Source organism: Streptomyces sp. TM32 (assembly GCF_004122755.1).
Taxonomy (GTDB): domain Bacteria; phylum Actinomycetota; class Actinomycetes; order Streptomycetales; family Streptomycetaceae; genus Streptomyces; species Streptomyces sioyaensis.
Genome location: NZ_SDIG01000047.1, coordinates 12,484 through 37,441, shown reverse-complemented (window position 1 = coordinate 37,441; position 24,958 = coordinate 12,484). Strand labels below are relative to the sequence as shown.

The window sequence follows — 24,958 nt, the reverse complement described above, 5'->3', positions numbered from 1 at the left end:
ACGACACCCGCCGCCCCCACGCCCGCGACACCGGCCGACCCCGCGCGCGGCGCGCCAACACCCCCCACAAAGGCGCCGGCCGGCCCCGGAGAGAATCCGAGGCCGGCCGGCGTTTGAGGTCACACGGGGGCGGCGGCGCCGCACAGCGAACCGGCACCCCGCGAGGGACTAGCAGCCGAGCAGCCGCGCGCCCAGGTAGGCCTGGATCTGGTCCAGGCTGACCCGCTCCTGCTTCATGGTGTCGCGCTCGCGCACGGTCACCGCGTTGTCGTCCAGGGTGTCGAAGTCGACCGTGACGCAGAACGGGGTGCCGATCTCGTCCTGGCGGCGGTAGCGGCGGCCGATCGCGCCCGCGTCGTCGAACTCGATGTTCCAGTTCTTGCGCAGGTCCGCGGCGAGGCCCTTGGCCTTCGGCGACAGCTGCGGGTTGCGGGACAGCGGCAGCACCGCGACCTTGACCGGCGCCAGGCGCGGGTCGAGGCGCATGACGGTGCGCTTCTCCATCTTGCCCTTGGCGTTGGGCGCCTCGTCCTCGATGTACGCGTCGAGCATGAAGGCGAGCATCGCGCGGTTCACGCCGGCGGCCGGCTCGATGACGTACGGAGTCCAGCGCTCGCCGGCCTCCTGGTCGAAGTAGGAGAGGTCCTGGCCGGAGGCCTTGGCGTGCGCCGAGAGGTCGTAGTCGGTGCGGTTGGCCACGCCCTCCAGCTCGGAGAACTCGGTGCCGCCGAAGTTGAAGCGGTACTCGATGTCAGCGGTGCGCTTGGAGTAGTGCGAGAGCTTCTCGGCCGGGTGCTCGAACCAGCGGATGTTCTCCTCGCGGATGCCGAGGTCGCGGTACCAGTTCCACCGCTCGGCCATCCAGTACTCCTGCCACTTCTCGTCCTCGCCCGGCTTGACGAAGAACTCCATCTCCATCTGCTCGAACTCACGGGTCCGGAAGATGAAGTTGCCGGGCGTGATCTCGTTGCGGAAGGACTTGCCCATCTGCGCGATGCCGAACGGCGGCTTCTTGCGGGAAGTCTGCTGCACCTGGGCGAAGTTGGTGAAGATGCCCTGCGCGGTCTCGGGGCGCAGGTACGCGACCGAGGCGGTGTCCTGGGACGGGCCGAGGTGGGTGGAGAGCAGGCCGGAGAACTGCTTGGGCTCGGTGAAGCCGCCCTTGTTGCCACAGTGCGGGCAGTTGACGTCGGCGAGACCGTTCTCGGGGAGCCGGCCGTGCTTGGCCTCGTACGCCTCCTCCAGGTGGTCCGCGCGGAAGCGCTTGTGGCAGGAGGTGCACTCGGTCAGCGGGTCGGTGAAGGTGGCGACGTGGCCGGACGCCTGCCAGACCTCGGGGGCCAGGATCACCGACGAGTCGAGACCGACGACGTCCTCGCGGGAGGTGACCATGGCGCGCCACCACTGACGCTTGATGTTCTCCTTGAGCTCGACGCCCAGCGGGCCGTAATCCCAGGCAGCGCGGGAGCCGCCGTAGATCTCACTGCAGGGGTAGACGAAGCCACGGCGCTTGCTCAGGCTGACGATGGTATCGATCTTGTCGGCGGCCACGGTGCTCTCTTCATTACGACGACGAACGATGGACGGGCGGCGCCCTGGCGTCTCGACGGAGGGTGGTGGTCGGGAGACGGGTGGGCGAATAGTTCAGGGTACCGGCGGCCGTACCCCCTGGATCAAATCGGTTCGGGCCCACTGTCGGCCCGCTCACACCGCCCCGGCACTTGTTGACAACCGTTTCCACTTTTGTTGAAAATGAGTGTCATGAACATACGCCGTCATATCATCACCACGGCCCTCGCCGGGGCCTCGGTGCTCGGCCTGCTGACCCTCTCCGCCTGCTCCCCCGACAGCGGTGCGCGCACCGAGGACGGCAAGCTGCGTGTGACGGCGTCCTTCTATCCCATGGAATTCCTCGCCCAGCAGATCGGCGGGAAGCACGTCGAGGTGACCGACCTCACCAAGCCGGGCGTCGAGCCGCACGACCTGGAGCTCACCCCGAAGCAGACCGGCCAGCTCGGCGAGTCCGGCGCCATCGTCTACCTCAAGGGCCTGCAGCCCGCCGTGGACGCCGCCGTCGCCCAGTCCGGCGCCAAGCACGTCGCCGACGCCGCCGCCCTCACCTCGCTGGAGAAGCACGGCACCGAGGTCGACGGCCACCACCACACCACGGGCGACAACCACTCCCACTCCGAGTCCGAGGGCGGCAAGGACCCGCACATCTGGCTCGACCCCGTGAAGTACGCCGAGGTCGCCAAGGGCGTCAACAAGACCCTCGCCCAGGCCGACCCGGCCCACAAGGCCGACTTCCAGAAGAACACCGACGTACTGGTCAAGAAGCTGGACGGCCTGAACAAGGAATTCCGGGACGGGCTGAAGAAGCGCTCCTCGGACACCTTCCTGACCACCCACGCAGCCTTCGGCTACCTCGCCGAGCGCTACGGCCTGACCGAGGAGGCCATCAGCGGCCTCGACCCGGAGGCCGAGCCCAGCGCCCACCGCATCAGGGACCTGCACACCCTCGCCGCACGGCACCACGTCTCCACCGTCTTCTTCGAGACGATCGCCAACCCGGCCACCGCCAAGGCCCTGGCCGGCGATCTCCATCTGAAGACCGATGTCCTCGACCCCCTTGAGGGGATCACCGGCAAGAGCCGCGGCAAGGACTACTTCGGTGTGCAGCGCGCCAACCTCGCCGCGCTCCAGAAGGCGCTCGGCAGCAAGTGACACACCCCGCCCCGCACGCGACGGAGGTCACCATGAACCATCCGCTCCCCGAACCGGTCATCGACCTGCGCCAGGCCACCGCCTCGCTGGGCGCCCGGCCCGTACTGCGCGGCGTCGATCTCACCGTCCGCACGGGCGAGGTCGTCGCGCTGCTCGGCGCCAACGGCTCCGGCAAGTCCACCGCCGTCCGGTCCGTGATCGGCCAGGTCCCGCTCACCGGCGGCGAGCTGGCCCTCTTCGGCACCGAGTTCCGGCGCTTCCGGGACTGGGCCCGGGTCGGCTACGTCCCGCAGCGCACCACCGCGGCCGGCGGGGTGCCCGCCACCGTCCGCGAGGTCGTCACGGCCGGCCGGCTGGCCCGTACGAAGCTGGGCATCCTGCGCAAGGCCGACCGGGCCGCGGTGCACCGCGCCCTGGAGCTGGTGGGCATGGCGGACCGCGCCAAGGACTCCGTCAACGCGCTCTCCGGCGGCCAGCACCAGCGGGTGCTGATCGCCCGGGCGCTGGCCGGGGAACCGGAGTTGCTGATCATGGACGAGCCGATGGCCGGCGTCGACCTGGCCAGCCAGGAGGTGCTCGCCGCCGCACTGCGCGAGCAGGTCGGCCGGGGCAGCACGGTCCTGCTGGTACTGCACGAGCTGGGTCCTCTGGAGCCGCTGATCGACCGCGCGGTGGTGCTGCGCGACGGCTGTGTGGTCCACGACGGCCCGCCGCCCGAGGCCGTGGGCCAACACGCGCTGCCCGGCCATGACCATGTCCACCCGCACGCCGACGCGGCCGCGGAACCGATCCGGACGGGGCTGCTGAGCTGATGGAGATCCTCGACTACGCCTTCATGCAGCGGGCGTTGATCGCCGCCCTGATCGTCGGCATCACCGCCCCCGCCATCGGCATCTACCTCGTCCAGCGCCGCCAGGCCCTGATGGGTGACGGCATCGGCCATGTCGCGCTCACCGGCGTCGGCCTGGGCTTTCTGCTCAACACCAGCCCGGTGTGGGTCGCCACCGCCGTCGCCGTCGCCGGTTCCGTCGTCATGGAGCTGATCCGCTGGTACGGCAGGACCCGCGGCGACCTCGCGCTGGCCATGCTGTTCTACGGCGGCATGGCGGGCGGTGTGATGCTGATGAACCTCTCCGACGCGGGCTCCAACGCCAACCTGGGGACCTACCTCTTCGGCTCGATCACCACCGTCTCGCCGCAGGACATGACGACGATCTACGTCCTGGCCGCCCTGGTACTGGCGATCACGGTCGGGCTGCGCCGCCAGCTGTTCGCCGTCTGCCAGGACGAGGAGTTCGCCCGGGTGACCGGCCTGCCGGTGCGGCTGCTCAACCTGCTGGTCGCGGTCACCGCCGCGGTCACCGTCACCGTCGCCATGCGCGTGGTCGGCCTGCTGCTGGTCAGCGCCCTGATGGTGATCCCGGTCGCGGCCGCCCAGCAGATCAGCCGCAGCTTCGCGGTCACCTTCGCCACGGCCGTCGCCATCGGGGTCGCGGTCACCGTCACGGGCACCACCACCTCGTACTACGTCGATGTGCCGTCCGGCGCGACGATCGTGCTGTTCGCCATCGGACTGTTCGTGGTCTTCACCGCGCTCGCCGCGCCGCTCGCGAAAAAGCGCGCGAGGGCTGCCGCGCAGGCCTCCCGCGGGTGCACCCTGGAGGTACCCGGCAGCCGCGGCGCCACGGACGATGTGAGCGTGGCCGGATGAGTGCGATGGCGAGGCGTCGGCGGGCGCAGACAGATGTGCGTGTAAGCGTCCCCCCAGGGGGCCGGTCATCACCTGGCACAATGGGCGGGACGCACGTGCAGGGGGAAGTCCTGACGTCCTAGGGAGGCAACGGTGGCGACGAGCGCGGGATCTCCGGTACGCGGCCGGTCGACGCGGCAGCGGACCGCGGTGTCGGCCGCACTCGACGAGGTCGACGAGTTCCGCAGCGCACAGGAGCTGCACGACATGCTCAAGCACCGTGGCGACTCGGTGGGGCTCACCACCGTCTACCGCACGCTGCAGTCGCTCGCCGACGCCGGTGAGGTCGATGTGCTGCGCACCAGCGACGGCGAGGCCGTCTACCGCCGGTGCAGCACCGACGATCACCACCACCATCTGGTGTGCCGGAGCTGTGGCAAGGCCGTCGAGGTCGAGGGCCCCGCGGTGGAGAAGTGGGCCGACCAGATCGCCGCGGAGCACGGCTTCCGGGACGTCGCGCACACCATCGAGATCTTCGGGACCTGCGGGGAGTGCGCGCAGGCGGCCGGCGACAAGCAGTAGACGACCCGGACCCGCAGAAGCCCAGGGGCCGACCCCCTGGAGCCGATGACCAGCCGATCGGGCCGCTTCCGTACGGAGGCGGCCCGATCGGTGTCTCGGTAGGGGTATACCCGTCCCCACCTGCACGGTCATGCCGCCCCGGCCTACCGGATGAGGCCGCCGGGCCGCCCGCTCCGGCTTCCGTTTTGCCCTGTACGAGAAAAGCTGTCAGGTACACGCTGGTGGTATTCTCGGCGAGCCATCAGCGCGGCTGTCCGCGCACACCACGGGGGGTAGGAATGGGCGTTCTCGGCGAGCTCTGGGACGACGGCACGAAGCTGGTCGGCGATGTGGTCGAGGTCGGCAAGGACGTCTTGATGGCGCCGGCTGAAATCGCGCACTGGGCGCTGACCCAGATGTTCGGCGGCGGCGAGGCGGATCTGCAGAAGATTTCGGCCGAACTGAAGGCGCTGAGCAAGGAGCTGGACGTCCTCACCAAGGACATCAACTCCACCCTCGGAAAGCTCTCCTGGCACGGCCCGGCCTCCGACGCCTTCGTCGCCGTCGCGCACAGCCGCGTCAAAGAGATGAACCAGATCTCCGACGATCTGTCCACGCTGGGCGAGTCGGTCGACCGGCTCTCCAAGGTCTACTGACGGACCGCCACTCCCTTACGGGCCCGGCCCTTCCGGAGCCCGCATTCACAGGGCTCACCTTCACGGAGCATGCCACCCCCGGAGCACCCGGGCCCGGCATGCCGGATTCTTCGCGGTTCACCACCACATCACGGGGGTTGTTCGGATGGCAGGCGACACATTCGGTGTCGAGATGGCGGAACTCGCCAAGATCGAGAAGGACTGGCACGCGGTCAGCCGGCGCATGGCGGAGCTCAACCAGCACCTGGGGGAGATCAAGGAGACGCTGATCACCGCGGCCTCGATCGACCTCGCCGCGGCACCGCTCGCGTCACTCCCCGGCTTCGGGATCGCCTACCAGGTGCTCGCGGACGTGAAGGAGATCGCCGAGGTCAGCAAGCGCCTTGAGGAGAGCAAGAAGAAGCTGCTCGGGGAGCTGGCGGGGGACGCCGAGAAGATCAAGAAGGTCAAGGCCGAGTACGAGGCCAACGAGAAGAAGATCGAAGACGCGCTGAAGAAGATCAAGGACCGCACGCGGCACGACTCCCCCGCCTCGCCCGGCCACACCGGCAGCGGAGGCGGAGGCGGCAACGGCGGTGGCGGGAACGGCGGTGGCGGCGCAGGCGGCGGCGGTGGCGGCGGCAGCACCGGCGGCGGCGCCGGCGGCCCGGCGCCCGCCCAGGGCCACGGCGACGGCAAGTGGGACACCAAGGGCGACTGGGACGCCTGGTCGCCGGGCAAGCACCACACCACGACCGGAGCGGGCGTCGAGACGGCCCCCGACACCTCCGGGCTGCCCGGCGAGCGCAAGGACATCATCGACCGCGCCCTGGAGCGGGTGAACCACCGCATCGGCTACAGCCAGTCGGCCACCACCAACGGCTACCGCGACGACTGCTCGGGCTTCGTCTCCGCCGCCTGGGGCCTGGAGCCGCCGGGCCTGAACACCTACGGCCTGATGGGCAACGACACCGCCCACGTGATCACCAAGGACGATCTCCAGCCGGGCGACGCGCTGATCGCCGGCGACCACACCGTCCTCTTCGGCGGCTGGGCCGACAAGGAGCACACCAAGTACATCGCCCTGGAGGACAACGGCTCCCAGGGCACCGTCTCCCACGTCATCCCGTACCCGTACTACTCGGGCGACGCCGCCCACGAGAGGTCGATCGGCAAACCGTACGTCCCCTACCGCCGCAACGGCCTCTGACCCGCACGGATTCGCTCCGGGCGGCGACCGGCCCGCACTACCCCCGACCCCGTACGGCCCCCCGCACACGAGAGAGAACGCCTGTATGTTCACCCGCCGACTGCTCACCGCGGTCGTCCTTGCCGCGTCGCTGGCCCCGCTCACGTCCTGCAAGGGCGAGGACCCGGCCGCTTCCTCCCAGGCGAGCGCGTCCGCCGCCTCGTCACCGGCGGCCACCCCGACCGACGCGCCGAGCGACAAGCCGAGCGCCTCGGCCTCCGCCGCCGGGCAGAAGGACCTGCCGATCGACCCGGAACCGTCGTCCGACTGCACCCCGGCCAAGCCGGCCAAGGGACACCGGATGGTGCAGGTCACCCAGGCGCCGGCCGGGGGCCGACTGTCCGTCAAGGAGGCGCAGTTCGCCTGCGACCCCAACGGCGGCGGATACGCGGGGACGGGCAAGGCCGGCCAGTACCGGCTGGCCGCGGGAGCCACCGCCGAGCTGACCACGAGCGCGACCGGCCACCGCACGGTGTCCCTCGCCACGTTCTCCGGGCACCTCACCGCCTGCCTGAAGCACGACCAGGTCAAGGCGCCGCTCGCCTGCTCGGGAGACATCTACGAGCTCACCCTGAACGGCTCCGGCGCGGTCTCGCACCTCCGCGAGATCTGGCACTCCTGAGGGGTACGGGTAGGGTAAAGGGGGCTGGTGGCGTTCGGGCGAACGCCACCAGCCCCCTTTTCTCACAGCTCGGTCATCCGCCGTTCTTACGTCGCGGACTCGCCCTCCGCCACCGGCGCCGCCCCGAACCGGCGGTCCCGCTTCGCGTACTCCAGGCACGCCTCCCACAGGTTCCGCCGGTCGAAGTCCGGCCACAGGATGTCCTGGAAGACCATCTCGGCGTAAGCGCTCTGCCAGATCAGATAGTTCGAGGTCCGCTGCTCGCCCGACGGCCGCACGAAGAGGTCCACATCCGGCATGTCCGGGTAGTACATGTACTTCGCGATGGTCTTCTCATTGACCTTCGACGGGTCCAGCTTTCCGGCCCGTACATCCGCCGCGATGGCGGCCGCCGCATCCGCGATCTCCGCACGCCCGCCGTAATTCACGCAGAAATACAGCGTCATCGCGTCATTGTTCTTGGTCTGCTCCTGGGCGACCTGGAGCTCCTGCACCACGGACTTCCACAGCTTCGGCATCCGCCCGACCCAGCGGATACGAATACCCAGCGCGTCCATCTCGTCACGGCGCCGGCGGATCACATCGCGGTTGAAGTTCATCAGGAAGCGGACCTCCTCGGGCGACCGCTTCCAGTTCTCCGTCGAGAAGGCGTACAGCGAAAGATTCTTCACGCCCATTTCGATGCAGCCCTTGAGGACGTCCAGGACGACGCCCTCGCCGACCTTGTGGCCCTCGGTACGCGGCAGCCCGCGTTCCTTGGCCCACCGGCCGTTGCCGTCCATGACGACCGCGACGTGGTTCGGGACGAGCTCACCGGGGATCTTCGGCGGCCGCGCACCGGAAGGGTGCGGCTCCGGCGTCACGTACTCACGTCGATTACGGCCCAGAATCCCGCGTCGTGCCATGCGGCCCACGTCTCCTATGTGTCTTGTGCGGTCGAGCTGTCTTGAGGGTCGGGGTGTGCGTTGTGAGGGTTGGGGGGTGTCGCTTGCGTTATTTCTCTACGTACCGGAGGGAACGCAGGCCCCGCTCCAGATGCCAGTGCAAATACGCCGTGACCAGTCCGCTGCCCTCGCGGGCATGGCGGGCCTCGCAGGCGTCCGCGGTCTCCCAGTCGCCGGTCAGCAGCGCACTCAGGAGCGCAAGGGCCTCAGAGGAGGGTACGACGCTCCCCGCCACCCGGCAGTCGCCGCAGGTCACACCGCCCGACGCAACCGAGAAGAACCGGTTCGGACCGGGCATTCCGCACCGCGCACAGCTGTCGAAACTCGGCGCATAACCGTTCACCGCGAGCGAGCGCAGCAGGAAGGCGTCCAGCACCAGATGCGGCTCGTGCTCCCCGCGGGCCAGCGTCCGCAGCCCGCCGACCAGCAGCAGATACTGCTGTACGGCGGGCTCGCCCTCGTGATCGGTGAACCGCTCCGCGGTCTCCAGCATCGCGGTACCGGCGGTGTAGCGGGCGTAGTCGGTGACGATCCCGCCGCCGTACGCCGCGATCGTCTCGCTCTGCGTGCACAGCGGCAGCCCGCGCCCGATCAGCTCGCTGCCGCGCGCATAAAACTGCACGTCGACGTGGGAAAACGGCTCCAGCCGCGCCCCGAACTTCGACTTCGTCCGCCGCACCCCCCGGGCCACGGCACGGACCCGTCCGTGGCCTCGGGTGAGCAGCGTGATGATCCGGTCCGCCTCGCCCAGCTTCTGGGTGCGCAGCACGATGCCGTCGTCGCGGAACAGACTCATGGCGTCATTCTCGCGCATCGGCGGGACCGGGTGTCCCTCAGCCTGTCCCTCAGGCCGCCCCTCAGCCCCGGTCGCCCCGGGCGGGCTCGGCCAGCGCGGCGGTGAGCTTGCGGGCGACGTCCATCGAGCATCGCCCCAGCTCAACGAGTGGCGGCAGATAGCGGTGGGCGATCGACACGGGGTCCGGACGCAGCGACGGGAGGACCACCCCCGCACGGGCCAGCGCCTCCCGCAATTCCGTCGTCACGTCTTCCACTTCCTTGAACTGCTGCTGCATGAGCATCCGCACTTTCCGTGAGGGGTTTCACTGTTCGCAGTCAGAGAGTGACGCTACGGAACTACGCTGGGCAAGGGGGCCGACACTGCAACGGGCGCGCAGAGAGAGGACGAATGTCATGGCCAACGCATCACGTCAGGCCGCATGGGAATTCTGGGGGACGGAACTCAAGCGACGACGGGAGGACGCGGGCTTAACCCAGGAGGCACTTGGGGGGATGGTCTTCGTGTCCGGCGGCTACATCGGCCAGTTCGAGCAGGCGATCCGGAAACCGCAGCTGGATGTGGCGATGCGGATCGATGGCGTCCTGCAATCCGATGGCTTTTTCGAGCGGATGTGGCGAAAGCTGATCAACGCATCCAACTTCACGGACTATTTTGCAGCCGCCGCGGAGCTGGAAGCCCTCGCGATCAAGATCTGCGAATTCGACTCCGTGCTGGTGCCGGGCTTGCTACAGACGACGGCGTACATCCGCGCAGTGATGCTGGCGGACAACCCCTTCGTTTCCGACGACGAGCTGGACGGATGGGTTGCCGCACGACTGGAACGAGCCAAAGTCCTGAAGGGCCCTGCGAATCCCACCTACTGGGCGATCATCCACGAGCATGCGCTGCGAACACCGGTCGGCGGAGCGGCTTGTATGGCCGAGCAGTTGGACCACGTCGCAGCCCTCGCGCACAGCCGCCGGGTGCTGATCCAGGTGATTCCCTACGCGCAAGGCGCTCATGCAGGCATGTCCAAGTCCATGAGGCTCATGGACTTCGAGGACGCACCGCCAACGCTCTATACGGAGGGGATGTTTTGGGGCCAACTAGTTGACGAACCCACCACGGTGAAGCGGGCACAGGCGACTTACGATCTCATCAGGGCCGCCGCATTGTCGCCGGAGGCATCCCTAGCTCTGATCGAGTCGGCGGCAGAGAGCTACAGGAACTCATGAGCCGATACGACCTGGCCACCGCCCAGTGGCGCAAGAGCAGCTACAGCAGTGGTCAGCCGGACAACTGCCTTGAGGTTTCCGACAACCACCCCGGCGTAGTCCCCGTCCGCGACAGCAAGAACCCGCACGGCCCCGCCCTGGTCTTCCCGGCCGCCGGCTGGACGGCCTTCGTGGACGCGGTCAAAGGCAGGCAACTGCCGACCGCCTGACCGGCTTTCACCAAGCGCACACAACAGGCACACAAAGGCCCCGCCATCGCACTGGATGACGGGGCCACATCACGTTATGGTCCGGGTCAACATGGGCGGAAGGCGACCTTCCGCGCTTCTCAGTCCCCCACGGGAAGCGCCCCTCACAGCACGTCAGCTCCCCGGTAGCATCCGGTGATGATCGGCAACACGACGCCCGTGCAGGCCGGCCGACCCGTCAGTACCCCACTTGAGGATCTCGATGACATCCATACCGGAGGCGCTGTTGTGGTGCCTCAGCGCAGGTACGGCCGCCGCCGTGGTCCTGGCGGCGCTCTCGATCCGGGCGCGCGGCCAGCGCGCGGACCTGAGATCACGCCTCACCGCCGCTGAGGAACAGAACAGCGCCACGCTCCACAGCAATACGGAGCTGACGGCCCGGCTGCGCGCCACCGAGGCCGAGATCCGGCACCTGGCCGAAACCCGGCTCCCCGATCTGACGACGGCGCTGGCGCATCCGCATGTGCCCGTACCGGGGCTGCTGGACACCCGGTTCGCCGGGACGGACGCCGACCGGGCGCTGAGCGCCGTACTGGAGCAGGTCAGCGACGCCATCATCAAGGAGCGGGCGCGGGTCGACGCCGCGGCGCAGTCCACGCTGCGCGGGGCGACCACCACCATCCAGGCGCTGCTCTACCGGCTCCAGACGGCGCTCCAGGAGATGCAGCACCGCTATGACGACCCGGACGTCGCCCAGGACCTGCTGAACGCGGACTTCCTCAACGAGCAGGCGCTGCGGCGCGTGCAGGCCACCGGCGTCGTGTGCGGTGCCTGGCCGGGGCTGACCCGCGAGGACTCCTACCTCGCCGAGCTGGTCGTCGGCGCCACCTCGCGGCTGCGCGGCTACGACCGCGTACAGATCAGCAATCAGCTGCGCGATCCGATCGCCGTCGTCGCGCGGGCCGTCGAGCCGGTCGCGATCGTCGTCACCGAGCTGCTGGCGAACGCGCTGCACCACTCGCACCGTGAACTCCCGGTCACCATCACCCTTCAGCAGGGCAACCGCGGTGCATCGGTCCTCGTCGACGACTACGGCGTCGGCATGCACGACGACGAGATCAAGGCCGCGATGGAGCTGCTGGCGGGCGACGAGGACGTGCTGCTGACCCAGCTCGGCGACCCGCCGCGGTCCGGCTTCGCCGCCGCCGGCCAGCTGGTGCGCCAGTACGGCTTCGGCGTGCATGTCGAGCCGTCGCCGTACGGTGGCGTGCGCGCGGTCGTGTACATCCCGGGCGATCCCCTCCTGACCGTCCTCGACGAGAGCGCCCAGCCCATGTCGGTGATGGCGCCGATGCCGCACCGTTCGGGGGTGCCGGACCGGTCCGCGTCCGTGCTGCCGACCGGCACCGCGTCGCCGGCCGCCGCCGCGCCCGCCCCGGCTGCCCCGGCCGCCTCCGCCGCACCGGCGGCTCAGGCTCCGTCTCCGGCTCCGCAGCGGGACGACCGGTCCGAGGCCACGCCGCCCGTCCAGAAGGAGGGCGAACTCCCGCGCCGGCGCCGCCGTAAGCCCGTATCCGAGAGCGAGGAGAGCGCCGAGCGCACCGCCTCGCCGCCCCTGCGCTCCCCGGAGGAGACCGGGTCCCGCTGGGCCGCACTCCAGCGCGGCACCGAATCCGGCCGGGCAGCCGTCCAGTCAGAACCCCCTCGCAGTCCCGAAGGGAACGCTCAATCATGAACAGCCCCACCCGCCGCCGTGTCGCCGAGGACAAGTCCTGGGTGCTCACGCCCCTCCTGGAGTTGCCGCATGTTATTCACGCGGCCGTCATTTCCGGTGACGGCTTCATCGAGGGCTCCTCGCCGGGGCTGAAGCGGGACTCCGCCGAGGGAGTCGCCGCCATGATGTCCGCGCTCCAGGGCGCGGGACGTGCCGTCACCGCGGCGTTCGCCGAGAAGGACGACACCAGGCTGCGGCAGACGGTCATCGAGTCCGATGAGGGTTTCGTCTTCGCGATACCGGCCGGCGAGAACACCTGCCTGGCCGTCTTCGCCGGCCCGGAGGTGAACATGGGCGTCGTCGCACACCAGATGCAGATCCAGGTCACCACGCTGGGCAACAAGGTCATGAACAGCCCGGCCCGGGACCTCGGTAACCCGGCATGACGCCCCGCCAGAGCAGCGGCAGGCGCCTCGTACCGGCTTATCTGGCGACCGGCGGACGCGCCCGGCCGAGCCGCAACACCCTCGACCGGCTGACCCTGCTGCACGGCGTGGGGATGCCGATCACGAGTGAGGTACGCCCGGAGGAGCAGCGCATCCTGGAGCTGCTCCAGCCCGGGGCGCTGTCTCTGGCCGAGGTCGCCGCCCATCTCCACCTCCCCGTGAGCGTGGTGAAGGTGCTGGTGGCCGATCTCGTCGACGCCGGGCGGCTGCACGCCCGGCCCCCCATTCCCGAAGCCGAGCAATTCGACCGACAGATCCTGGAGAGGGTTCTCGATGGACTCCGCTCTCTCAAGTGCTAGCGCCGACACGACCGCGGGCACCGGCAACATGTACCTCTCCGGCGAGCACCAGACCCTGGTCAAACTCCTGGTCACCGGGCCGTTCGGAGTCGGCAAGACCACGCTCATCCGGGCGTTGTCCGAAACCCCGCCGCTGCACACCGAGGAGGTCATGACCCAGACCGGCGCCGGTGTCGACGATCTCGCCGGTGTCCGGGAGAAGACCACCACCACCGTCGCCATCGACTTCGGACGGCTGACGCTGCCCGGGGACCTGGTGCTGTATCTGTTCGGCACGCCCGGACAGAAACGTTTCCGGCCCCTGTGGCAGGACATCGCCCGCGGTGCGCTGGGCGCCCTCGTCCTCGCCGACACCCGCCGGCTGGCGGACTCCTTCGAGGTGATGGACATCGTCGAGGAGGCCGGGCTGCGCTACGCGGTCGCGGTCAACACCTTCCCCGACGCGCCCCATTACGACGCCGAGAAGCTCCGCGAGGCGCTCGATCTGCACCCCGACACACCGCTGGTGATGTGCGATGCCCGCGACCGGGAGCAGTCCGTCGACGCGCTGATCGCGCTCGTCGGGCACGTCCTGGCCCACACCCCCGAGGAGAACCCGAACCCGTGACTTCCCCGCACCAGCCGGGAGCCGCGCCGCCACCGGGCTGCCCGGCGCACGCCGCCCCTCCGCAGCAGTACGCGCCGGCGCAGCCCGACGCCCAGACGCCGGTGAAGCTCTACGGACCGGACTTCGCCGCCGATCCGCGCCGTATCTATGCGCAGTTGCGCCAGTACGGCGCGGTGGCACCGGTCGAGATCGCGCCGGAAGTGACCGCGATGCTGGTCACCGACTACCGGGCGGCGCTCGATCTGCTGCACGACGACGCCACCTGGTCCAAGGACTCCCGGGAGTGGATGACGACCGTCCCGCCGGACTCCCCCGTCATGCCGATGCTGATGTGGCGCCCCAACGTCTTCTACGCCGACGGGCCGGCGCACGTGCGCTACCGGGACGTCATCGTCGACAGCTTCAAGCTCGTCGAGCCGCATGAGCTGCGGGCCCGCGTCCACCACGCCGCGGACATGCTGATCCAGCGCTTCGGTGCGCGCGGCGAGGTCGATCTGATCGCCGACTATGCGCGGCTGATCCCGCTGTTGATGTTCAACAACCTCTTCGGGCTGCCGGATTCCTACAGCGAACGGCTGATCGCGGCCATCGCGGGCATGCTGGACGGCAACTCCCCCGAGGAGGCCGCCGCCGCCAACGACGCGTTCACCACGTACATCATGGAGCTGGTGGGCGCGAAGAAGGCGCAGCGCGGACCGGACCTGACCTCCTGGTTCATGGACCACCGCAACGGCCTGAACGACGAGGAGCTGATCCACAACATCATCCTCACGATGGGCGCGGGCAACGAGCCGCTCGCCAACCTCATCGGCAACGCGCTGTCGCGGATGCTCTCCGACGACCGCTACTACAACACCGTGACCGGCGGCGCGCTCACCGCGCACGACGCGATCAACGAGGTGCTGTGGAACGACCCGCCGCTGACCAACTACTCCGCCCACTTCCCGGTCCGTGACGTCTTCTTCCACGGCACCTGGGTGCGCAAGGGGCAGCTGGTGATGGTGTCGTACGCGGCCGCCAACAGCCAGTTCGACACCACGGGGCAGACGGGTCCGGGCTCCGGCGGCGGTTCGCACCTGGCCTGGGCGGCCGGTCCGCACGCCTGCCCCGTGAAGCGGCATGCGCTGCTGATCGCCACCACCGCGATCGAGCGGCTCACCGCCTGGCTCTCCGATATCGAGCTCGCCGTGGACGCCTCCACGCTGCAGTGGCGCAACGGCGCGTTCCACCGGGCCCTGGTGTCGCTGCCGGCCCGCTTCACGCCCATCACCCCCGACCAGGCAGGAGCAACCCCATGGCACAACAGGGACAGCGGCCCTACGTCATCGACCCGGTCGGAAGCGACATCCACGGAGAGGCAGCCCGCCTCCGCGCGCTAGGCCCGGTGGCCCGGACCGAACTGCCGGGCGGCATCGAGGCCTGGACGGTCACCAGCCACACCCTGCTCAAGCAGCTGCTGACCGACGACCGGGTCTCCAAGAACCCCCGGGACCACTGGCCGGCCTGGCAGCGCGAGGAGGTCCGCAACAGCTGGCTGCAGTCGTGGATCGGCGTCACCAACATGTTCACCGCGTACGGCGCCGATCACCGGCGGCTGCGCAAGCTGATCGCCCCGGCGTTCACCGCCCGCCGCACCGAGGCCATCCTCCCGCGGGTGGAGAGCATCACGCGGGCCTTACTGGCCGACCTCGCCGCCCACCCGGCGGGCGAGCCCCTGGACCTGCGGGAGCGCTTCAACCACCCGCTGCCCATGCAGGTCATCTGCGAGCTGTTCGGCTTCCCGGAGGGCGCGCCGCGCGCCGAACTCGCCCGTCTCGTCACGGCCATCATGGACACCACGGCCACCCCGGAACAGGCCGGCGCCACGGCCGCGGGTGTGTTCGCCCTGCTCAGCGAGTTGGTCGCCGCCAAGCGTGCGCACCCGGGCGAGGACCTGACGAGCCTGCTGGTCTCCGCCCGGGACGACGAGGGCCAGCGGATGACCGAGCAGGAGCTGCTCGACACCCTGCTGCTGGTCATCGGCGCCGGCCACGAGACCACCGTCGACCTGCTGGGCAATGCCGTCCATGCCCTGCTCACCCACCCCGACCAGCTTCAACTGGTGCTCTCGGGCGAGGTCTCCTGGAAGGACGTCATCGAGGAGACCCTCCGCTGGGCCCCGAGCATCGCCAGCCTGCCGCTGCGCTTCGCCGTCGAGGACATCGACATCCCGGGCGGCCCCACCATCCGCAAGGGCGAGGCGATCCTGCCGGGATACGCCGCGGCCGGCCGCGACCCGGCCTTCCACGGGGACACGGCCGCCGACTTCGACATCCGGCGCACCGACCCGGAGCACCTCGCCTTCGGCCACGGTGTCCACCACTGCCTGGGCGCCCCGCTGGCCCGGATGGAGGCCCGGATCGCCCTCCCGGCCCTGTTCGCCCGCTTCCCCGACATCCAACTGGCCGTTCCGGCCGAGGAGTTGGCGGCAACGGACGGCTTCATCTCGGGTGGCCTGCGCAGTCTGCCGGTGCGGCTGACCGCGGGCTGATCCGTCCCGGCCACCGCCGGTTACCCGGCCCCGTCATCCGCTTCCGGGTGGCGGGGTCGCTGCCTCTTCAGGCTCAGGACGGCGTACGTGCCGCCGCCAGCAGGCGGTGGGTATCGGCGGGGCGGAGCATCAGCGCGCTGCCGACGGTGCTGAGCACCTCACGCTCCGCGGGCGTGTAGGCGCCGTCGGCGAGCGCGATGCGGGCACCCTGGAGGAGCAGCGCCTCCCGGCCCGCCGGGGCGAGGTGCGGGGCCAGCGGCTCCAGCGACTCGTGGAGCTCTATGGCCAGCGCGGTGCCGCACGGGTCCATGCCCTGGTGGGCACAGCCACCGGCGGCCGCCCCCTCGTAACTCCCGGTCACCCGGCCGGTGTCGGCGGCGAGCGCGGCGAGCAGGGTCAGCAGCTGGTCCTCGGAGCAGTCCGCGAAGCCGGCCGCGCGGACCGTGGCGACGGCGGTGTCGCGGACCGCACGCGACGAGGTGCCGCCCGCCGCGAGCAGCGCCAGGGTGAGGGTGTGGACGGCGTCCCTGAGCATCGCGGAGAAGCGGACGGTGGTGGGGTGGTCGAGGGCGTCCGGGCCGAAGTGGCCGCGGCAGGCGGAGCACTCCAGGACGGGTCCGGCGGCGCCGCGGGAGAGCAGCGGGACGCCGAGGACGGTGAGCCGGCGGCGGCCGGTCCGGCGGAGGTAGTTGCGGTCCCCGCCGCAGTCCGGACAGAAGAACTCGCCGTCGGCGACGGTACGCCAGGACGTGCGCACGCCCATCACACACATCTTGTGCATCTCGTCAGCCCTCCGTAACTGCCCCGTAGCCCTCACAGCACGGAAGACACCCCATGGCCCCGTCGCCGTATGGGACGTGATGTTAGCCACATGCGTGATGTGGCGTCAGCATCTCGTATCGGACAACTGGCCGGATGACTGAAGGCCCCGTCCTGCCCCGGCGGGGCGGGACGGGGCCCGTCGGCACCCTGGAGGGACCCGTCCGCCGCGCGTCGGCCGAGGTCGCCGGGCGTACGGGGTCAGCAGCGCTCCGGCGGCGTCAGCCTTGCGGTGCCGTCAACAGCCCGGGCGGCGTCCCCCCCGCTGTGGTGGAGGACCTTGGCCACTTCCCGGGCCTGATTGTCCAGTCCGCGGGCGTTGGGGTGGACCAGGGTGCAGGCCTCGCCGGTGCCGGGGATGTCGTTGCACAGCTCCGTCGGCGGGTCGGTCTGGTCGCCGTCACCGGTGAGGTTGTCCCTGATCCCGTACATCCACTTCGCGTCCCCGCTCTGGCAGACCCCGTGCCCCACGCTCGGCCCGTAGGTGTCGACATAGGTCGCGTCCTGGTGGTCGGCGTGCCGGTGCAGCAGGTCGTTCATGCGCACTTCGAGCCCGTCCAGCCAGGGCATATCGCCCTTCTTGATGCTGCCGAGCTGGTTCCAGTGCAGGAAGGCGCAGCCGGAGCTGTCCGGAACGATGGCCGGATAGCCGACGACGACGACCTTGGCGTGCGGCGCGGCGGCGTGGATCGCCGTCATCATGCGGCCGAAGTCGGCATCGAGCTGGACGAAGCGGTCCTGGAGCCAGCCCGCCCCCGCCCCGCTGCCGGTGTAGTAGTCGGTACAGGGCTTGGTCTTCAAGGGCTGGGTGAGCCCGAGTTCGAGGCACTTGGCCAACACGGGCCCGAATCCGAGGGAGTTGCCGCCGACGCCGATGGTGACGAAGTCGGTGTCCGAGGACAGCGCCTCCAGCTGCGGGGGCAGCTCGGGCCAGCCCCCCTCGGGCGGGATCGTCGGCGGGCCGAGGATCTTGTCGGACGGCTGGGGCTCCAGAATCCCGTCGACGACCTCGGCCGCCCCGCAGGTCACGTCCCTGAGCCGGTAACCGAACCGCTCCGCCACCTGGTGCGGGTAGTTGCGGTACGAGCGGCCGCAGCCGTCGCCGGCGTCCCAGGGGCGGACGAACACACCGGCGCTGTAGGAGTCGCCGAGCGCCACGTATTCCGGGCGGTCGGCCGCCCGGGCCGGGGCTCCGGTCACCGCCGGTGCGAGGGCCGAGGCCACCACGGCGAGAGCGGCGGCTCCCGCCAGCGCCAGCCGGGAGAGTGCGGGCATGCGAAATCTGGTCATCTGCACGTCCTTGGTGTGCGCGCCGCGGCCTGTCCGACCGGCGCTCATCACCAAAAGTACCAACTCAATTACGCAGAGTTACATCAGGCGATTTCAAACCCCACCTTCAGGTGGCGGTGCCGCGCAACGGCGCGCCCCCGCAGCCCGGTGGGAGCTACGGGGGCGCGGCTTGAGCAACTCAGTGCTCCAGTCCGCAAGTTGGGACCGTACCGGCAGGTCAGCGCGAGGCGCGGTTGACCGCCGAGGCGACCGCCTTGATCGAGGCGCGGACGATGTTGGCGTCGATACCGACGCCCCACAGCACCTTGTCGCCGATCGCGCACTCGACGTACGCGGCGGCCTGGGCGCCGGCGCCCTCGCTCATGGTGTGCTCGACGTAGTCCAGTACTCGCACGTCCGCGTCGATCGCGGCCAGCGAGTCGATGAACGCGGCCAGCGGACCGTTGCCGGTACCGGTCAGCACGGTGTCCGCGCCGTTGACGACCGCCTCGACGGTGAGCGCGTCGGTGCCCTCGGTCGTGGTCGAGGTCTGGGCGGAGCGCAGCGCGATCCGGCCCCAGGCGTTCTCCGGCGTGGGCAGGTACTCGTCCTGGAAGGCGGACCAGATGTCGGCGGGCGTGACCTCGCCCCCCTCGGTGTCGGTCTTCTCCTGGATGATCCGGGAGAACTCGATCTGCATCCGGCGCGGCAGGTCCAGCTTGTGGTCGTTCTTCAGGACGTAGGCGATACCGCCCTTGCCGGACTGCGAGTTGACGCGGATGACGGCCTCGTAGGAGCGGCCGACGTCCTTCGGGTCGATGGGCAGGTACGGAACCTCCCACTCGATGTCGTCGACGCTCTTGCCGGCGGCGGTGGCCGCGGCCTCCATGGCGTCGAAGCCCTTCTTGATGGCGTCCTGGTGGGAGCCGGAGAAGGCGGTATAGACCAGATCGCCCGCGTAGGGGTGGCGCGGGTGGATCTCCATCTGGTTGCAGTACTCGCTGGTGCGACGGATCTCGTCGATCTGCGAGAAGTCGATCTGCGGGTCGACGCCCTGGGAGAACAGGTTCATGCCCAGCGTCACCAGGTCGACGTTGCCGGTGCGCTCGCCCTGCCCGAACAGGCAGCCCTCGATGCGGTCGGCGCCCGCCATGATCGCCAGCTCGGCGGCGGCGACCGCGGTGCCCCGGTCGTTGTGCGGGTGCACCGACAGGCATACGTGCTCGCGGCGGGACAGGTTGCGCGACATCCACTCGAAGCGGTCCGCGTGCGTGGACGGCGTCGAACGCTCGACGGTGGCGGGCAGGTTCAGGATGATCTCGCGGCCCTCCTCGGGCTGCCAGACGTCACAGACCGCCTCACAGACCTCCAGGGCGAAGTCCAGCTCGGTGTCGGTGAAGATCTCCGGGCTGTACTGGTAACCGAAGATCGTCTCGTCGCCGAGGATCTTGTCGGCGTACTCCATGACGAGCCGGGTGCCGTCCACGGCGATCTGCTTGACCTGCTCCTTCGTGCCGCGGAAGACGACCCGGCGGAAGGTGGGCGCGGTGGCGTTGTACAGGTGCACCGTGGCGCGGTGGGCGCCGCGCAGCGACTCGACGGTGCGCTCGATCAGCTCCTCGCGGGCCTGCGTCAGGACGGAGATCGTCACGTCCTCGGGGATCGCGCCCTCTTCGATGATGGAGCGGACGAAGGCGAAGTCGGTCTCACCGGAGGACGGGAAGCCGACCTCGATCTCCTTGTAGCCCATGCGCACCAGCAGATCGAACATCTCGCGCTTGCGGGCCGGCGACATCGGGTCGATCAGCGCCTGGTTGCCGTCCCGCAGGTCGGTCGACAGCCAGCGGGGCGCGACGGTGATGCGGTTGTCCGGCCAGGTGCGGTCCGGGATGTCGACCGCTTCGTAGCGGCTGTACCTGTGGACCGGCATGCCGGAGGCCCGCTGCAGCTGCGTCGCGTTGGTCACCGGGGTGCGGCGGCCGACGGCATGATCTGCGGGGTTCGACGGATTCGACATGGTGCGTGGGGCTCCTCGTGTTCCGCTGGGGGGTCCCTCTGCTCGCGGGGAGTCAGGAGGGGGCCGACGGGGCGACAAGATCGCAACACCGAACTCCGCGGGGAGGGGGTCGGCCTACGACTACAGGCCCTCGCCGCGGCAGCTAAGGAGAAGCAGCCCGAAACGCATGATGCACAGCACCCTAGCTGAGGTGTGTCCTGTATGGCGGTGGCGTATCAGTATGCGGGACGGGGCGCCCCCGAGGACATAAATGCGACTAACCACACTTTTTCGGGAATTTCAGCCGCAGGCAGTGACAGCTGCATTACACAGTGCCACCGTTTGTTCATGGACCTCAACAACGCGACGTCAGAAGCGGCCGGCTGCGGCTCGCCGGTCTTCTGCACGATCATCCCGCCGCACATCCTCGACAACCTGGCCCAGTCCGACGACCCGGCCCGGTACGAGCCCGCTCGCCGCACCCTGGAACACGACCACGAACGGCGCGCCCAGCGACGTGAGATCGCCGCCCGCGACCTCACCCCCGCCGAGCCCGGGGCCGCCGCCGACAAGCCGAAGCGCACCATCTACGACGCCCGCCACGGGACGACCCTGCCCGGCCACAAGGTGCACTCGGAGTCCGACGGCGCCGCCAAGGACGCCTCCGTCAACCGCGCCCACGCCGGCCTCGGCGCCACCTTCGAGCTCTATCTCAAGGTCTACGGCCGCAAGTCCATCGACGGCACCGGCCTGCCGCTCAACGCCACCGTCCACTACGGCCAGCGCTACGACAACGCCTTCTGGGACGGCGAGCGGATGGTCTTCGGCGACGGCGACAACGACCTGTTCAAGGACTTCACCATCCCCGTCGACGTCATCGGCCACGAGCTGACCCACGGCGTCACGCAGTACACCGCCAACCTCGATTACGAGAACCAGCCCGGCGCCCTCAACGAGTCCGTCTCCGATGTCTTCGGCGTGCTGATCAAGCAGTACGCGCTGGGCCAGACCGCCGACCAGGCCGACTGGCTGGTCGGCGCCGAGCTGCTCGGCCCGAACGTCACCGGCAAGGCCCTTCGCTCGATGAAGGCCCCGGGCACCGCGTACGACGACGACGTCCTCGGCAAGGACCCGCAGCCCGCCACGATGAAGGGCTACGTCCACACGACCGGCGACAACGGCGGTGTGCACATCAACTCCGGCATCCCCAACCACGCCTTCTATCTGGCGGCCACCGCGCTCGGCGGCAAGGCCTGGGAGCGGGCCGGCCAGGTCTGGTACGACGTCCTGACCGGCGGCAAGCTCGCCAAGAACGCACAGTTCGCCGACTTCGCCGGGCTCACCATCAAGGCCGCCCAGGCCCGCTTCGGCGCCGGCGCCGAACACGACGCCATGGTCAAGGCCTGGAACCAGGTCGGCGTGACCCCCAAGTAGCACGGCGCGGGTACGAGGTCCGCGGGGCGGGGACCCGACAGCGGGTCCCCGCCCCGCGCACGCCCGCGGAGCCGCCCCGCGCCCCGCCCGCGCACGCATACCAGGCCCCCGCGGGGTAGAAGTCCGGGTAAGACGTTCTGTCGTCCAAGGAGCCCGTTATGCGCATTTACGTCCATCGCACCGGCGGTTTCAGCGGCGTCGACCGCCGCGCCGAGATCGACACCTCGGGCCGCGACGACGCCGAGGACTGGCGGACCCTGGCCGACAAGGCCGTCGCCACCGCCCGCACCGAGCCCCCCGTCGGGGTCCCGGACGGCTTCAGCTACCAGATCACGGTCGACGGCCGGACGGTGTACTGCTCCGATCCGCGGCTCACCGAGGAACAGCGGACGCTGATCACCAAGGTGATGAAGGAAGGCTCGTAGGCGCACGGCCGCAGCGCCGGCCGCCGGCCGGCCCGCCCTGAGCCCAACTCCCCTGCACCGCAGCCCCCTTGACACCGTTACCGGCGGTTACAAGGATCTCGTCCATGACGACGGTGCCGGACCCCTCGCTGCCCCTGCCCCGCTTCCCCCGTGACTTCGTGTGGGGGGTGTCGACGTCCGCCGCGCAGATCGAAGGGGCGGTGGGCGAGGACGGGCGGGGGCGGTCCGCGTGGGACGTGTTCGCGGCGGAGGCCGGGAGGATCAAGGACGGGTCCGATCCGCGGGTGGCGACCGATCACTACCACCGCTACCGCGAGGACGTGGCGCTGCTGGGGGAGCTGGGTGCCGGGGCCTACCGGTTCTCGGTGGCGTGGCCGCGGGTGGTGCCGGACGGGAGCGGGGCGGTCAACGGGGCCGGGCTGGACTTCTACGACCGGCTGGTGGACGAGCTGCTGGCGGCGGGGGTCGCCCCCGTACCGACGCTGTTCCACTGGGACACGCCGCAGGTGCTGGAGGAGGGCGGCGGCTGGCTCGTCCGGGAGACAGCCGAGCGCTTCGCGGCGTACGCGGAGGTGGTGGCGGGACGGCTCGGGGACCGGGTGGAGCGGTGGATCACGCTCAACGAGCCGGCCGAACTGACCCTGCTGGGTTACGGGTTGGGGCAGCACGCGCCGGGGCGGCAGCTGCTGTTCGGGGCGCTGCCGGCGGCGCATCACCAGCTGTTGGGGCACGGGCTGGCGGTCCAGGCGCTGCGGGCCCAGGGGGCGAGGAACATCGGGATCGCCAACTCGCACGGGCCGACCTGGCCGGCGAGTGCGGCGGAGGCGGACACCGCGGCGGCCGACCTCTACGACCTGCTGCTCAACCGGCTGTTCGCGGAGCCGCTGCTGCTCGGGAGGTATCCGGACGAGGAGCTGGCGGGGCTGCTGCCGGGGCCGGTCGCCGAGGATCTGCGGATCGTCTCGCAGCCGCTGGACTGGTACGGGATCAACTACTACCAGCCGACGCTGGTGGGTGCCCCGGCGGCCGAGGGCTCCGGGCCGGCCTCCTTCGGCGGGATTCAGCTGCCCCCCGAGCTGCCCTTCGCGCCCCGTGAGATCCCGGGGTATCCGCGGACCGACTTCGGGTGGCCGGTGGTGCCCCAGGCGCTGACCGAGCTGCTGGTGTCGTTCCGGCAGCGGTACGGGGATCGGCTCCCGCCCGTCGTGATCACCGAAAACGGGTGCGCGTACGAGGGCATCGAGGACGGGGAGCGGATCGCGTTCCTGGACGGGCATCTGCGGGCGCTGCACGCAGCCATGGAAGCCGGCGTGGACGTCCGCGGGTACTTCGTCTGGTCGCTGCTGGACAACTTCGAGTGGGCGGAGGGGGTCGCGCGGCGCTTCGGGCTGGTGCACGTGGACTACGCGACGCTGAAGCGGACGCCCAAGGCCTCGTACCACTGGCTGCGGGACGCCCTGCGGGAGCAGGCCCGGGGGTGAGCGCACCGGCGGCTCCCCAGGCGCCGTCGGAGCCGGTCGGGCCGGGCTGGACGGCCGCGCTGTCGCTGGCCAACGGTGCGATCTGGGCCGGGTGGTACGGGCCGCTGCAGATCCTGCTCGCGCTGCAGGCCGCGGAGCTGGCGCCGGCCGGGATGCCGAAGGAATCGGTGCTGGCGTGGGTGACGGGGCTGGGGGCCGCCGTCTCGATGGTGTGCAACCCGCTGGCCGGGGCGTTGTCGGACCGTACGGCCTCGCGGTTCGGGCGGCGCAGGCCGTGGATCCTCGCGGGCGTGCTGGGCGGGGCCGGCGCGCTGGTGCTGCTGGCCGGGGCGGGCACGGTGGCGGGGATGGCGCTGGGGTGGTGCCTGGTGCAGCTCACCCTGAACGCGGCGTTCGCGGCGATCACGGCGGCGGTGCCCGACCGGGTGCCGTACCGGCAGCGGGGCGCGGTGGGCGGCTGGCTGGGGGCCGCGCAGATCCTCGGGGTGGTGGCGGGTACGGGGCTGGCGACGGCCGCGGGCGGGGTGCGCGCGGGCTATGCCGCCTGTGCCGGATTCACGCTGCTGGGGGCCCTCCCGTATGTGCTGCTGCACCGGGACCAGGTGCTGCCGGCCGCGCGGAGGCCGGCGCTGACGGCGCGGACGCTGCTCGCCTCGTTCTGGATCAGCCCGCGCCGCCATCCGGATCTGGGGTGGGCCTGGCTGACGAGGTTCCTGATCAACCTCGGCAACGCGCTGGCCCTGCTGTATCTCCTGTACTACCTGCGGGATGTGCTGCGGCGGCCGGACCCGGGCAGCGGGGTGCTGGTGCTGACCGCGGTCAACGGGGTGACCTTGCTGGGCACGGTGGTGGCCGGGGGATTCTGGTCGGACCGGGTCGGGCGCCGGCAGCCGTTCGTGCTGGGGGCCGGCGTGCTCATGGCGGTGGCGACCGCGATGCTGGCCGGGTGGCAGACGTGGGCGGGGGCGCTGTGCGCGGCGGCGCTGCTCGGCGTCGGGTTCGGCGTCTTCACGTCCGTCGACTTCGCGCTGATGACGGACGTGCTGCCGGCCGCCGCCCACCGCGGCAAGGACATGGGCGTCCTCAACATCGCCAACTCGCTGCCGCAGGTGGCGGCCCCCGCGCTGGCCGGGCCGCTCGTGCACGACCTCGGGGGCTACCGGGTGCTGTACTTCACCGCCGCGGCGGTCGGGCTGCTGGGGGCGTTGCTGGTGCGCAGGATCCGGGGCGTGCCGTAGGGGGCCGCCCGCGG

26 protein-coding genes are annotated in these 24,958 nt (G+C 70.3%); 19 read left to right on the top strand and 7 right to left on the bottom strand.

Annotation, left to right across the window (positions count from 1 at the left end):
- Positions 1 to 168: 168 nt before the first annotated feature.
- Positions 169 to 1,551 carry a glycine--tRNA ligase gene (locus tag EST92_RS13895; RefSeq protein ID WP_129248386.1) on the bottom strand — a complete coding sequence of 461 codons (1,383 nt, stop codon included), beginning with the start codon at positions 1,549 to 1,551 and terminating at the stop codon, positions 169 to 171.
- Positions 1,552 to 1,761: 210 nt separating this feature from the next.
- Between EST92_RS13895 and EST92_RS13890 the strand changes: the two genes are divergently transcribed.
- The 7 genes from EST92_RS13890 to EST92_RS13860 all read left to right on the top strand — a co-directional run bounded on the left by EST92_RS13890 (position 1,762) and on the right by EST92_RS13860 (position 7,481).
- Positions 1,762 to 2,724 carry a metal ABC transporter substrate-binding protein gene (locus EST92_RS13890; RefSeq protein ID WP_129281240.1) on the top strand — a complete coding sequence of 321 codons (963 nt, stop codon included), beginning with the start codon at positions 1,762 to 1,764 and terminating at the stop codon, positions 2,722 to 2,724.
- 32 nt (positions 2,725 to 2,756) lie between these two features.
- Positions 2,757 to 3,536, top strand: coding sequence for a metal ABC transporter ATP-binding protein (locus EST92_RS13885; protein ID WP_129281239.1), 780 nt, complete (start codon positions 2,757 to 2,759; stop codon positions 3,534 to 3,536).
- On the top strand, positions 3,536 to 4,435 hold the full coding sequence (locus tag EST92_RS13880; RefSeq protein WP_093483141.1) for a metal ABC transporter permease: 900 nt from the start codon (positions 3,536 to 3,538) through the stop codon (positions 4,433 to 4,435). Before EST92_RS13885 ends, EST92_RS13880 begins: the two co-directional genes overlap by 1 nt.
- Before the next feature lie 132 nt (positions 4,436 to 4,567).
- Positions 4,568 to 4,996 (top strand): transcriptional repressor, encoded by a 429-nt coding sequence (locus tag EST92_RS13875; protein WP_129281238.1) that lies wholly within the window; start codon positions 4,568 to 4,570, stop codon positions 4,994 to 4,996.
- 278 nt (positions 4,997 to 5,274) lie between these two features.
- Positions 5,275 to 5,631 (top strand): hypothetical protein, encoded by a 357-nt coding sequence (locus EST92_RS13870; protein WP_129281237.1) that lies wholly within the window; start codon positions 5,275 to 5,277, stop codon positions 5,629 to 5,631.
- Positions 5,632 to 5,776: 145 nt separating this feature from the next.
- On the top strand, positions 5,777 to 6,820 hold the full coding sequence (locus EST92_RS31615; RefSeq protein WP_174244011.1) for a hypothetical protein: 1,044 nt from the start codon (positions 5,777 to 5,779) through the stop codon (positions 6,818 to 6,820).
- 85 nt (positions 6,821 to 6,905) lie between these two features.
- Positions 6,906 to 7,481 carry a hypothetical protein gene (locus tag EST92_RS13860; RefSeq protein WP_129281236.1) on the top strand — a complete coding sequence of 192 codons (576 nt, stop codon included), beginning with the start codon at positions 6,906 to 6,908 and terminating at the stop codon, positions 7,479 to 7,481.
- 86 nt (positions 7,482 to 7,567) lie between these two features.
- On the opposite strand, the gene EST92_RS13855 is transcribed toward EST92_RS13860, so the two are convergent.
- The 3 genes from EST92_RS13855 to EST92_RS13845 all read right to left on the bottom strand — a co-directional run bounded on the left by EST92_RS13855 (position 7,568) and on the right by EST92_RS13845 (position 9,504).
- On the bottom strand, positions 7,568 to 8,386 hold the full coding sequence (locus EST92_RS13855) for an isoprenyl transferase (protein ID WP_129281235.1): 819 nt from the start codon (positions 8,384 to 8,386) through the stop codon (positions 7,568 to 7,570).
- 88 nt (positions 8,387 to 8,474) lie between these two features.
- Complete coding sequence (recO, locus tag EST92_RS13850; protein WP_129281234.1) at positions 8,475 to 9,221, bottom strand: DNA repair protein RecO; 747 nt, start codon at positions 9,219 to 9,221, stop codon at positions 8,475 to 8,477.
- 61 nt (positions 9,222 to 9,282) lie between these two features.
- Positions 9,283 to 9,504 carry a hypothetical protein gene (locus EST92_RS13845; RefSeq protein WP_129281233.1) on the bottom strand — a complete coding sequence of 74 codons (222 nt, stop codon included), beginning with the start codon at positions 9,502 to 9,504 and terminating at the stop codon, positions 9,283 to 9,285.
- A 112-nt stretch (positions 9,505 to 9,616) separates the two neighbouring features.
- Between EST92_RS13845 and EST92_RS13840 the strand changes: the two genes are divergently transcribed.
- From EST92_RS13840 to EST92_RS13805, 8 genes are all read left to right on the top strand, one after another.
- Positions 9,617 to 10,438 carry a helix-turn-helix transcriptional regulator gene (locus EST92_RS13840; protein ID WP_129281232.1) on the top strand — a complete coding sequence of 274 codons (822 nt, stop codon included), beginning with the start codon at positions 9,617 to 9,619 and terminating at the stop codon, positions 10,436 to 10,438.
- Positions 10,435 to 10,647 (top strand): DUF397 domain-containing protein, encoded by a 213-nt coding sequence (locus EST92_RS13835; protein WP_129281231.1) that lies wholly within the window; start codon positions 10,435 to 10,437, stop codon positions 10,645 to 10,647. The genes EST92_RS13840 and EST92_RS13835 overlap by 4 nt, the downstream gene beginning before the upstream one ends.
- Positions 10,648 to 10,888: 241 nt before the next feature.
- Complete coding sequence (locus tag EST92_RS13830; protein WP_129281230.1) at positions 10,889 to 12,361, top strand: ATP-binding protein; 1,473 nt, start codon at positions 10,889 to 10,891, stop codon at positions 12,359 to 12,361.
- Positions 12,358 to 12,786: a roadblock/LC7 domain-containing protein gene (locus tag EST92_RS13825; RefSeq protein WP_129248374.1), complete on the top strand. Its 429-nt coding sequence runs from the start codon at positions 12,358 to 12,360 to the stop codon at positions 12,784 to 12,786. Before EST92_RS13830 ends, EST92_RS13825 begins: the two co-directional genes overlap by 4 nt.
- Positions 12,783 to 13,145 (top strand): DUF742 domain-containing protein, encoded by a 363-nt coding sequence (locus EST92_RS13820; protein WP_006605714.1) that lies wholly within the window; start codon positions 12,783 to 12,785, stop codon positions 13,143 to 13,145. Before EST92_RS13825 ends, EST92_RS13820 begins: the two co-directional genes overlap by 4 nt.
- 28 nt (positions 13,146 to 13,173) lie before the next feature.
- Positions 13,174 to 13,752, top strand: a complete 579-nt coding sequence (locus tag EST92_RS13815) for an ATP/GTP-binding protein (protein WP_129281243.1) — start codon at positions 13,174 to 13,176, stop codon at positions 13,750 to 13,752.
- Complete coding sequence (locus EST92_RS13810) at positions 13,749 to 15,131, top strand: cytochrome P450 (protein WP_129281229.1); 1,383 nt, start codon at positions 13,749 to 13,751, stop codon at positions 15,129 to 15,131. The genes EST92_RS13815 and EST92_RS13810 overlap by 4 nt, the downstream gene beginning before the upstream one ends.
- Positions 15,047 to 16,282 (top strand): cytochrome P450, encoded by a 1,236-nt coding sequence (locus EST92_RS13805; protein ID WP_129281228.1) that lies wholly within the window; start codon positions 15,047 to 15,049, stop codon positions 16,280 to 16,282. The genes EST92_RS13810 and EST92_RS13805 overlap by 85 nt, the downstream gene beginning before the upstream one ends.
- A 73-nt stretch (positions 16,283 to 16,355) precedes the next feature.
- Here the strand turns inward: EST92_RS13805 and EST92_RS13800 are convergent, their stop codons facing one another.
- The 3 genes from EST92_RS13800 to leuA all read right to left on the bottom strand — a co-directional run bounded on the left by EST92_RS13800 (position 16,356) and on the right by leuA (position 20,387).
- Entirely contained in the window at positions 16,356 to 17,063 is a 708-nt protein-coding gene (locus tag EST92_RS13800) for a TerB family tellurite resistance protein (RefSeq protein ID WP_129281227.1), read from the bottom strand.
- 239 nt (positions 17,064 to 17,302) lie between these two features.
- Entirely contained in the window at positions 17,303 to 18,391 is a 1,089-nt protein-coding gene (locus EST92_RS13795; protein WP_254068805.1) for an SGNH/GDSL hydrolase family protein, read from the bottom strand.
- A 217-nt stretch (positions 18,392 to 18,608) separates the two neighbouring features.
- On the bottom strand, positions 18,609 to 20,387 hold the full coding sequence (leuA, locus tag EST92_RS13790; RefSeq protein WP_129281226.1) for a 2-isopropylmalate synthase: 1,779 nt from the start codon (positions 20,385 to 20,387) through the stop codon (positions 18,609 to 18,611).
- Between the two features lie 327 nt (positions 20,388 to 20,714).
- Here leuA and EST92_RS13785 point away from each other — a divergent pair, with 327 nt between their 5' ends.
- The 4 genes from EST92_RS13785 to EST92_RS13770 all read left to right on the top strand — a co-directional run bounded on the left by EST92_RS13785 (position 20,715) and on the right by EST92_RS13770 (position 24,944).
- The gene (locus tag EST92_RS13785; protein WP_129281225.1) at positions 20,715 to 21,800 is read left to right on the top strand and encodes a M4 family metallopeptidase; all 1,086 of its coding nucleotides are present in this window, start codon (positions 20,715 to 20,717) and stop codon (positions 21,798 to 21,800) included.
- A 158-nt stretch (positions 21,801 to 21,958) separates the two neighbouring features.
- On the top strand, positions 21,959 to 22,225 hold the full coding sequence (locus EST92_RS13780) for a protealysin inhibitor emfourin (protein WP_129281224.1): 267 nt from the start codon (positions 21,959 to 21,961) through the stop codon (positions 22,223 to 22,225).
- Between the two features lie 104 nt (positions 22,226 to 22,329).
- On the top strand, positions 22,330 to 23,706 hold the full coding sequence (locus tag EST92_RS13775) for a GH1 family beta-glucosidase (protein ID WP_129281223.1): 1,377 nt from the start codon (positions 22,330 to 22,332) through the stop codon (positions 23,704 to 23,706).
- Positions 23,703 to 24,944 (top strand): MFS transporter, encoded by a 1,242-nt coding sequence (locus EST92_RS13770; RefSeq protein ID WP_129281222.1) that lies wholly within the window; start codon positions 23,703 to 23,705, stop codon positions 24,942 to 24,944. The genes EST92_RS13775 and EST92_RS13770 overlap by 4 nt, the downstream gene beginning before the upstream one ends.
- Positions 24,945 to 24,958 lie beyond the last annotated feature (14 nt).

Excerpts from the sequence above, each read along its gene's own strand:
- EST92_RS13890 (WP_129281240.1), top strand. The coding sequence starts at position 1,762 with ATGAACATACGCCGTCATATCATCACCACGGCCCTCGCCGGGGCCTCG.
- EST92_RS13885 (WP_129281239.1), top strand. The coding sequence starts at position 2,757 with ATGAACCATCCGCTCCCCGAACCGGTCATCGACCTGCGCCAGGCCACC.
- EST92_RS13880 (WP_093483141.1), top strand. The coding sequence starts at position 3,536 with ATGGAGATCCTCGACTACGCCTTCATGCAGCGGGCGTTGATCGCCGCC.
- EST92_RS13870 (WP_129281237.1), top strand. The coding sequence starts at position 5,275 with ATGGGCGTTCTCGGCGAGCTCTGGGACGACGGCACGAAGCTGGTCGGC.
- EST92_RS31615 (WP_174244011.1), top strand. The coding sequence starts at position 5,777 with ATGGCAGGCGACACATTCGGTGTCGAGATGGCGGAACTCGCCAAGATC.
- EST92_RS13860 (WP_129281236.1), top strand. The coding sequence starts at position 6,906 with ATGTTCACCCGCCGACTGCTCACCGCGGTCGTCCTTGCCGCGTCGCTG.
- EST92_RS13855 (WP_129281235.1), bottom strand. The coding sequence starts at position 8,386 with ATGGCACGACGCGGGATTCTGGGCCGTAATCGACGTGAGTACGTGACG.
- recO (WP_129281234.1), bottom strand. The coding sequence starts at position 9,221 with ATGAGTCTGTTCCGCGACGACGGCATCGTGCTGCGCACCCAGAAGCTG.
- EST92_RS13845 (WP_129281233.1), bottom strand. The coding sequence starts at position 9,504 with ATGCTCATGCAGCAGCAGTTCAAGGAAGTGGAAGACGTGACGACGGAA.
- EST92_RS13840 (WP_129281232.1), top strand. The coding sequence starts at position 9,617 with ATGGCCAACGCATCACGTCAGGCCGCATGGGAATTCTGGGGGACGGAA.
- EST92_RS13835 (WP_129281231.1), top strand. The coding sequence starts at position 10,435 with ATGAGCCGATACGACCTGGCCACCGCCCAGTGGCGCAAGAGCAGCTAC.
- EST92_RS13830 (WP_129281230.1), top strand. The coding sequence starts at position 10,889 with ATGACATCCATACCGGAGGCGCTGTTGTGGTGCCTCAGCGCAGGTACG.
- EST92_RS13825 (WP_129248374.1), top strand. The coding sequence starts at position 12,358 with ATGAACAGCCCCACCCGCCGCCGTGTCGCCGAGGACAAGTCCTGGGTG.
- EST92_RS13820 (WP_006605714.1), top strand. The coding sequence starts at position 12,783 with ATGACGCCCCGCCAGAGCAGCGGCAGGCGCCTCGTACCGGCTTATCTG.
- EST92_RS13815 (WP_129281243.1), top strand. The coding sequence starts at position 13,174 with ATGTACCTCTCCGGCGAGCACCAGACCCTGGTCAAACTCCTGGTCACC.
- EST92_RS13805 (WP_129281228.1), top strand. The coding sequence starts at position 15,047 with ATGGCACAACAGGGACAGCGGCCCTACGTCATCGACCCGGTCGGAAGC.
- EST92_RS13800 (WP_129281227.1), bottom strand. The coding sequence starts at position 17,063 with ATGCACAAGATGTGTGTGATGGGCGTGCGCACGTCCTGGCGTACCGTC.
- EST92_RS13795 (WP_254068805.1), bottom strand. The coding sequence starts at position 18,391 with ATGACCAGATTTCGCATGCCCGCACTCTCCCGGCTGGCGCTGGCGGGA.
- leuA (WP_129281226.1), bottom strand. The coding sequence starts at position 20,387 with ATGTCGAATCCGTCGAACCCCGCAGATCATGCCGTCGGCCGCCGCACC.
- EST92_RS13785 (WP_129281225.1), top strand. The coding sequence starts at position 20,715 with ATGGACCTCAACAACGCGACGTCAGAAGCGGCCGGCTGCGGCTCGCCG.
- EST92_RS13780 (WP_129281224.1), top strand. The coding sequence starts at position 21,959 with ATGCGCATTTACGTCCATCGCACCGGCGGTTTCAGCGGCGTCGACCGC.
- EST92_RS13775 (WP_129281223.1), top strand. The coding sequence starts at position 22,330 with ATGACGACGGTGCCGGACCCCTCGCTGCCCCTGCCCCGCTTCCCCCGT.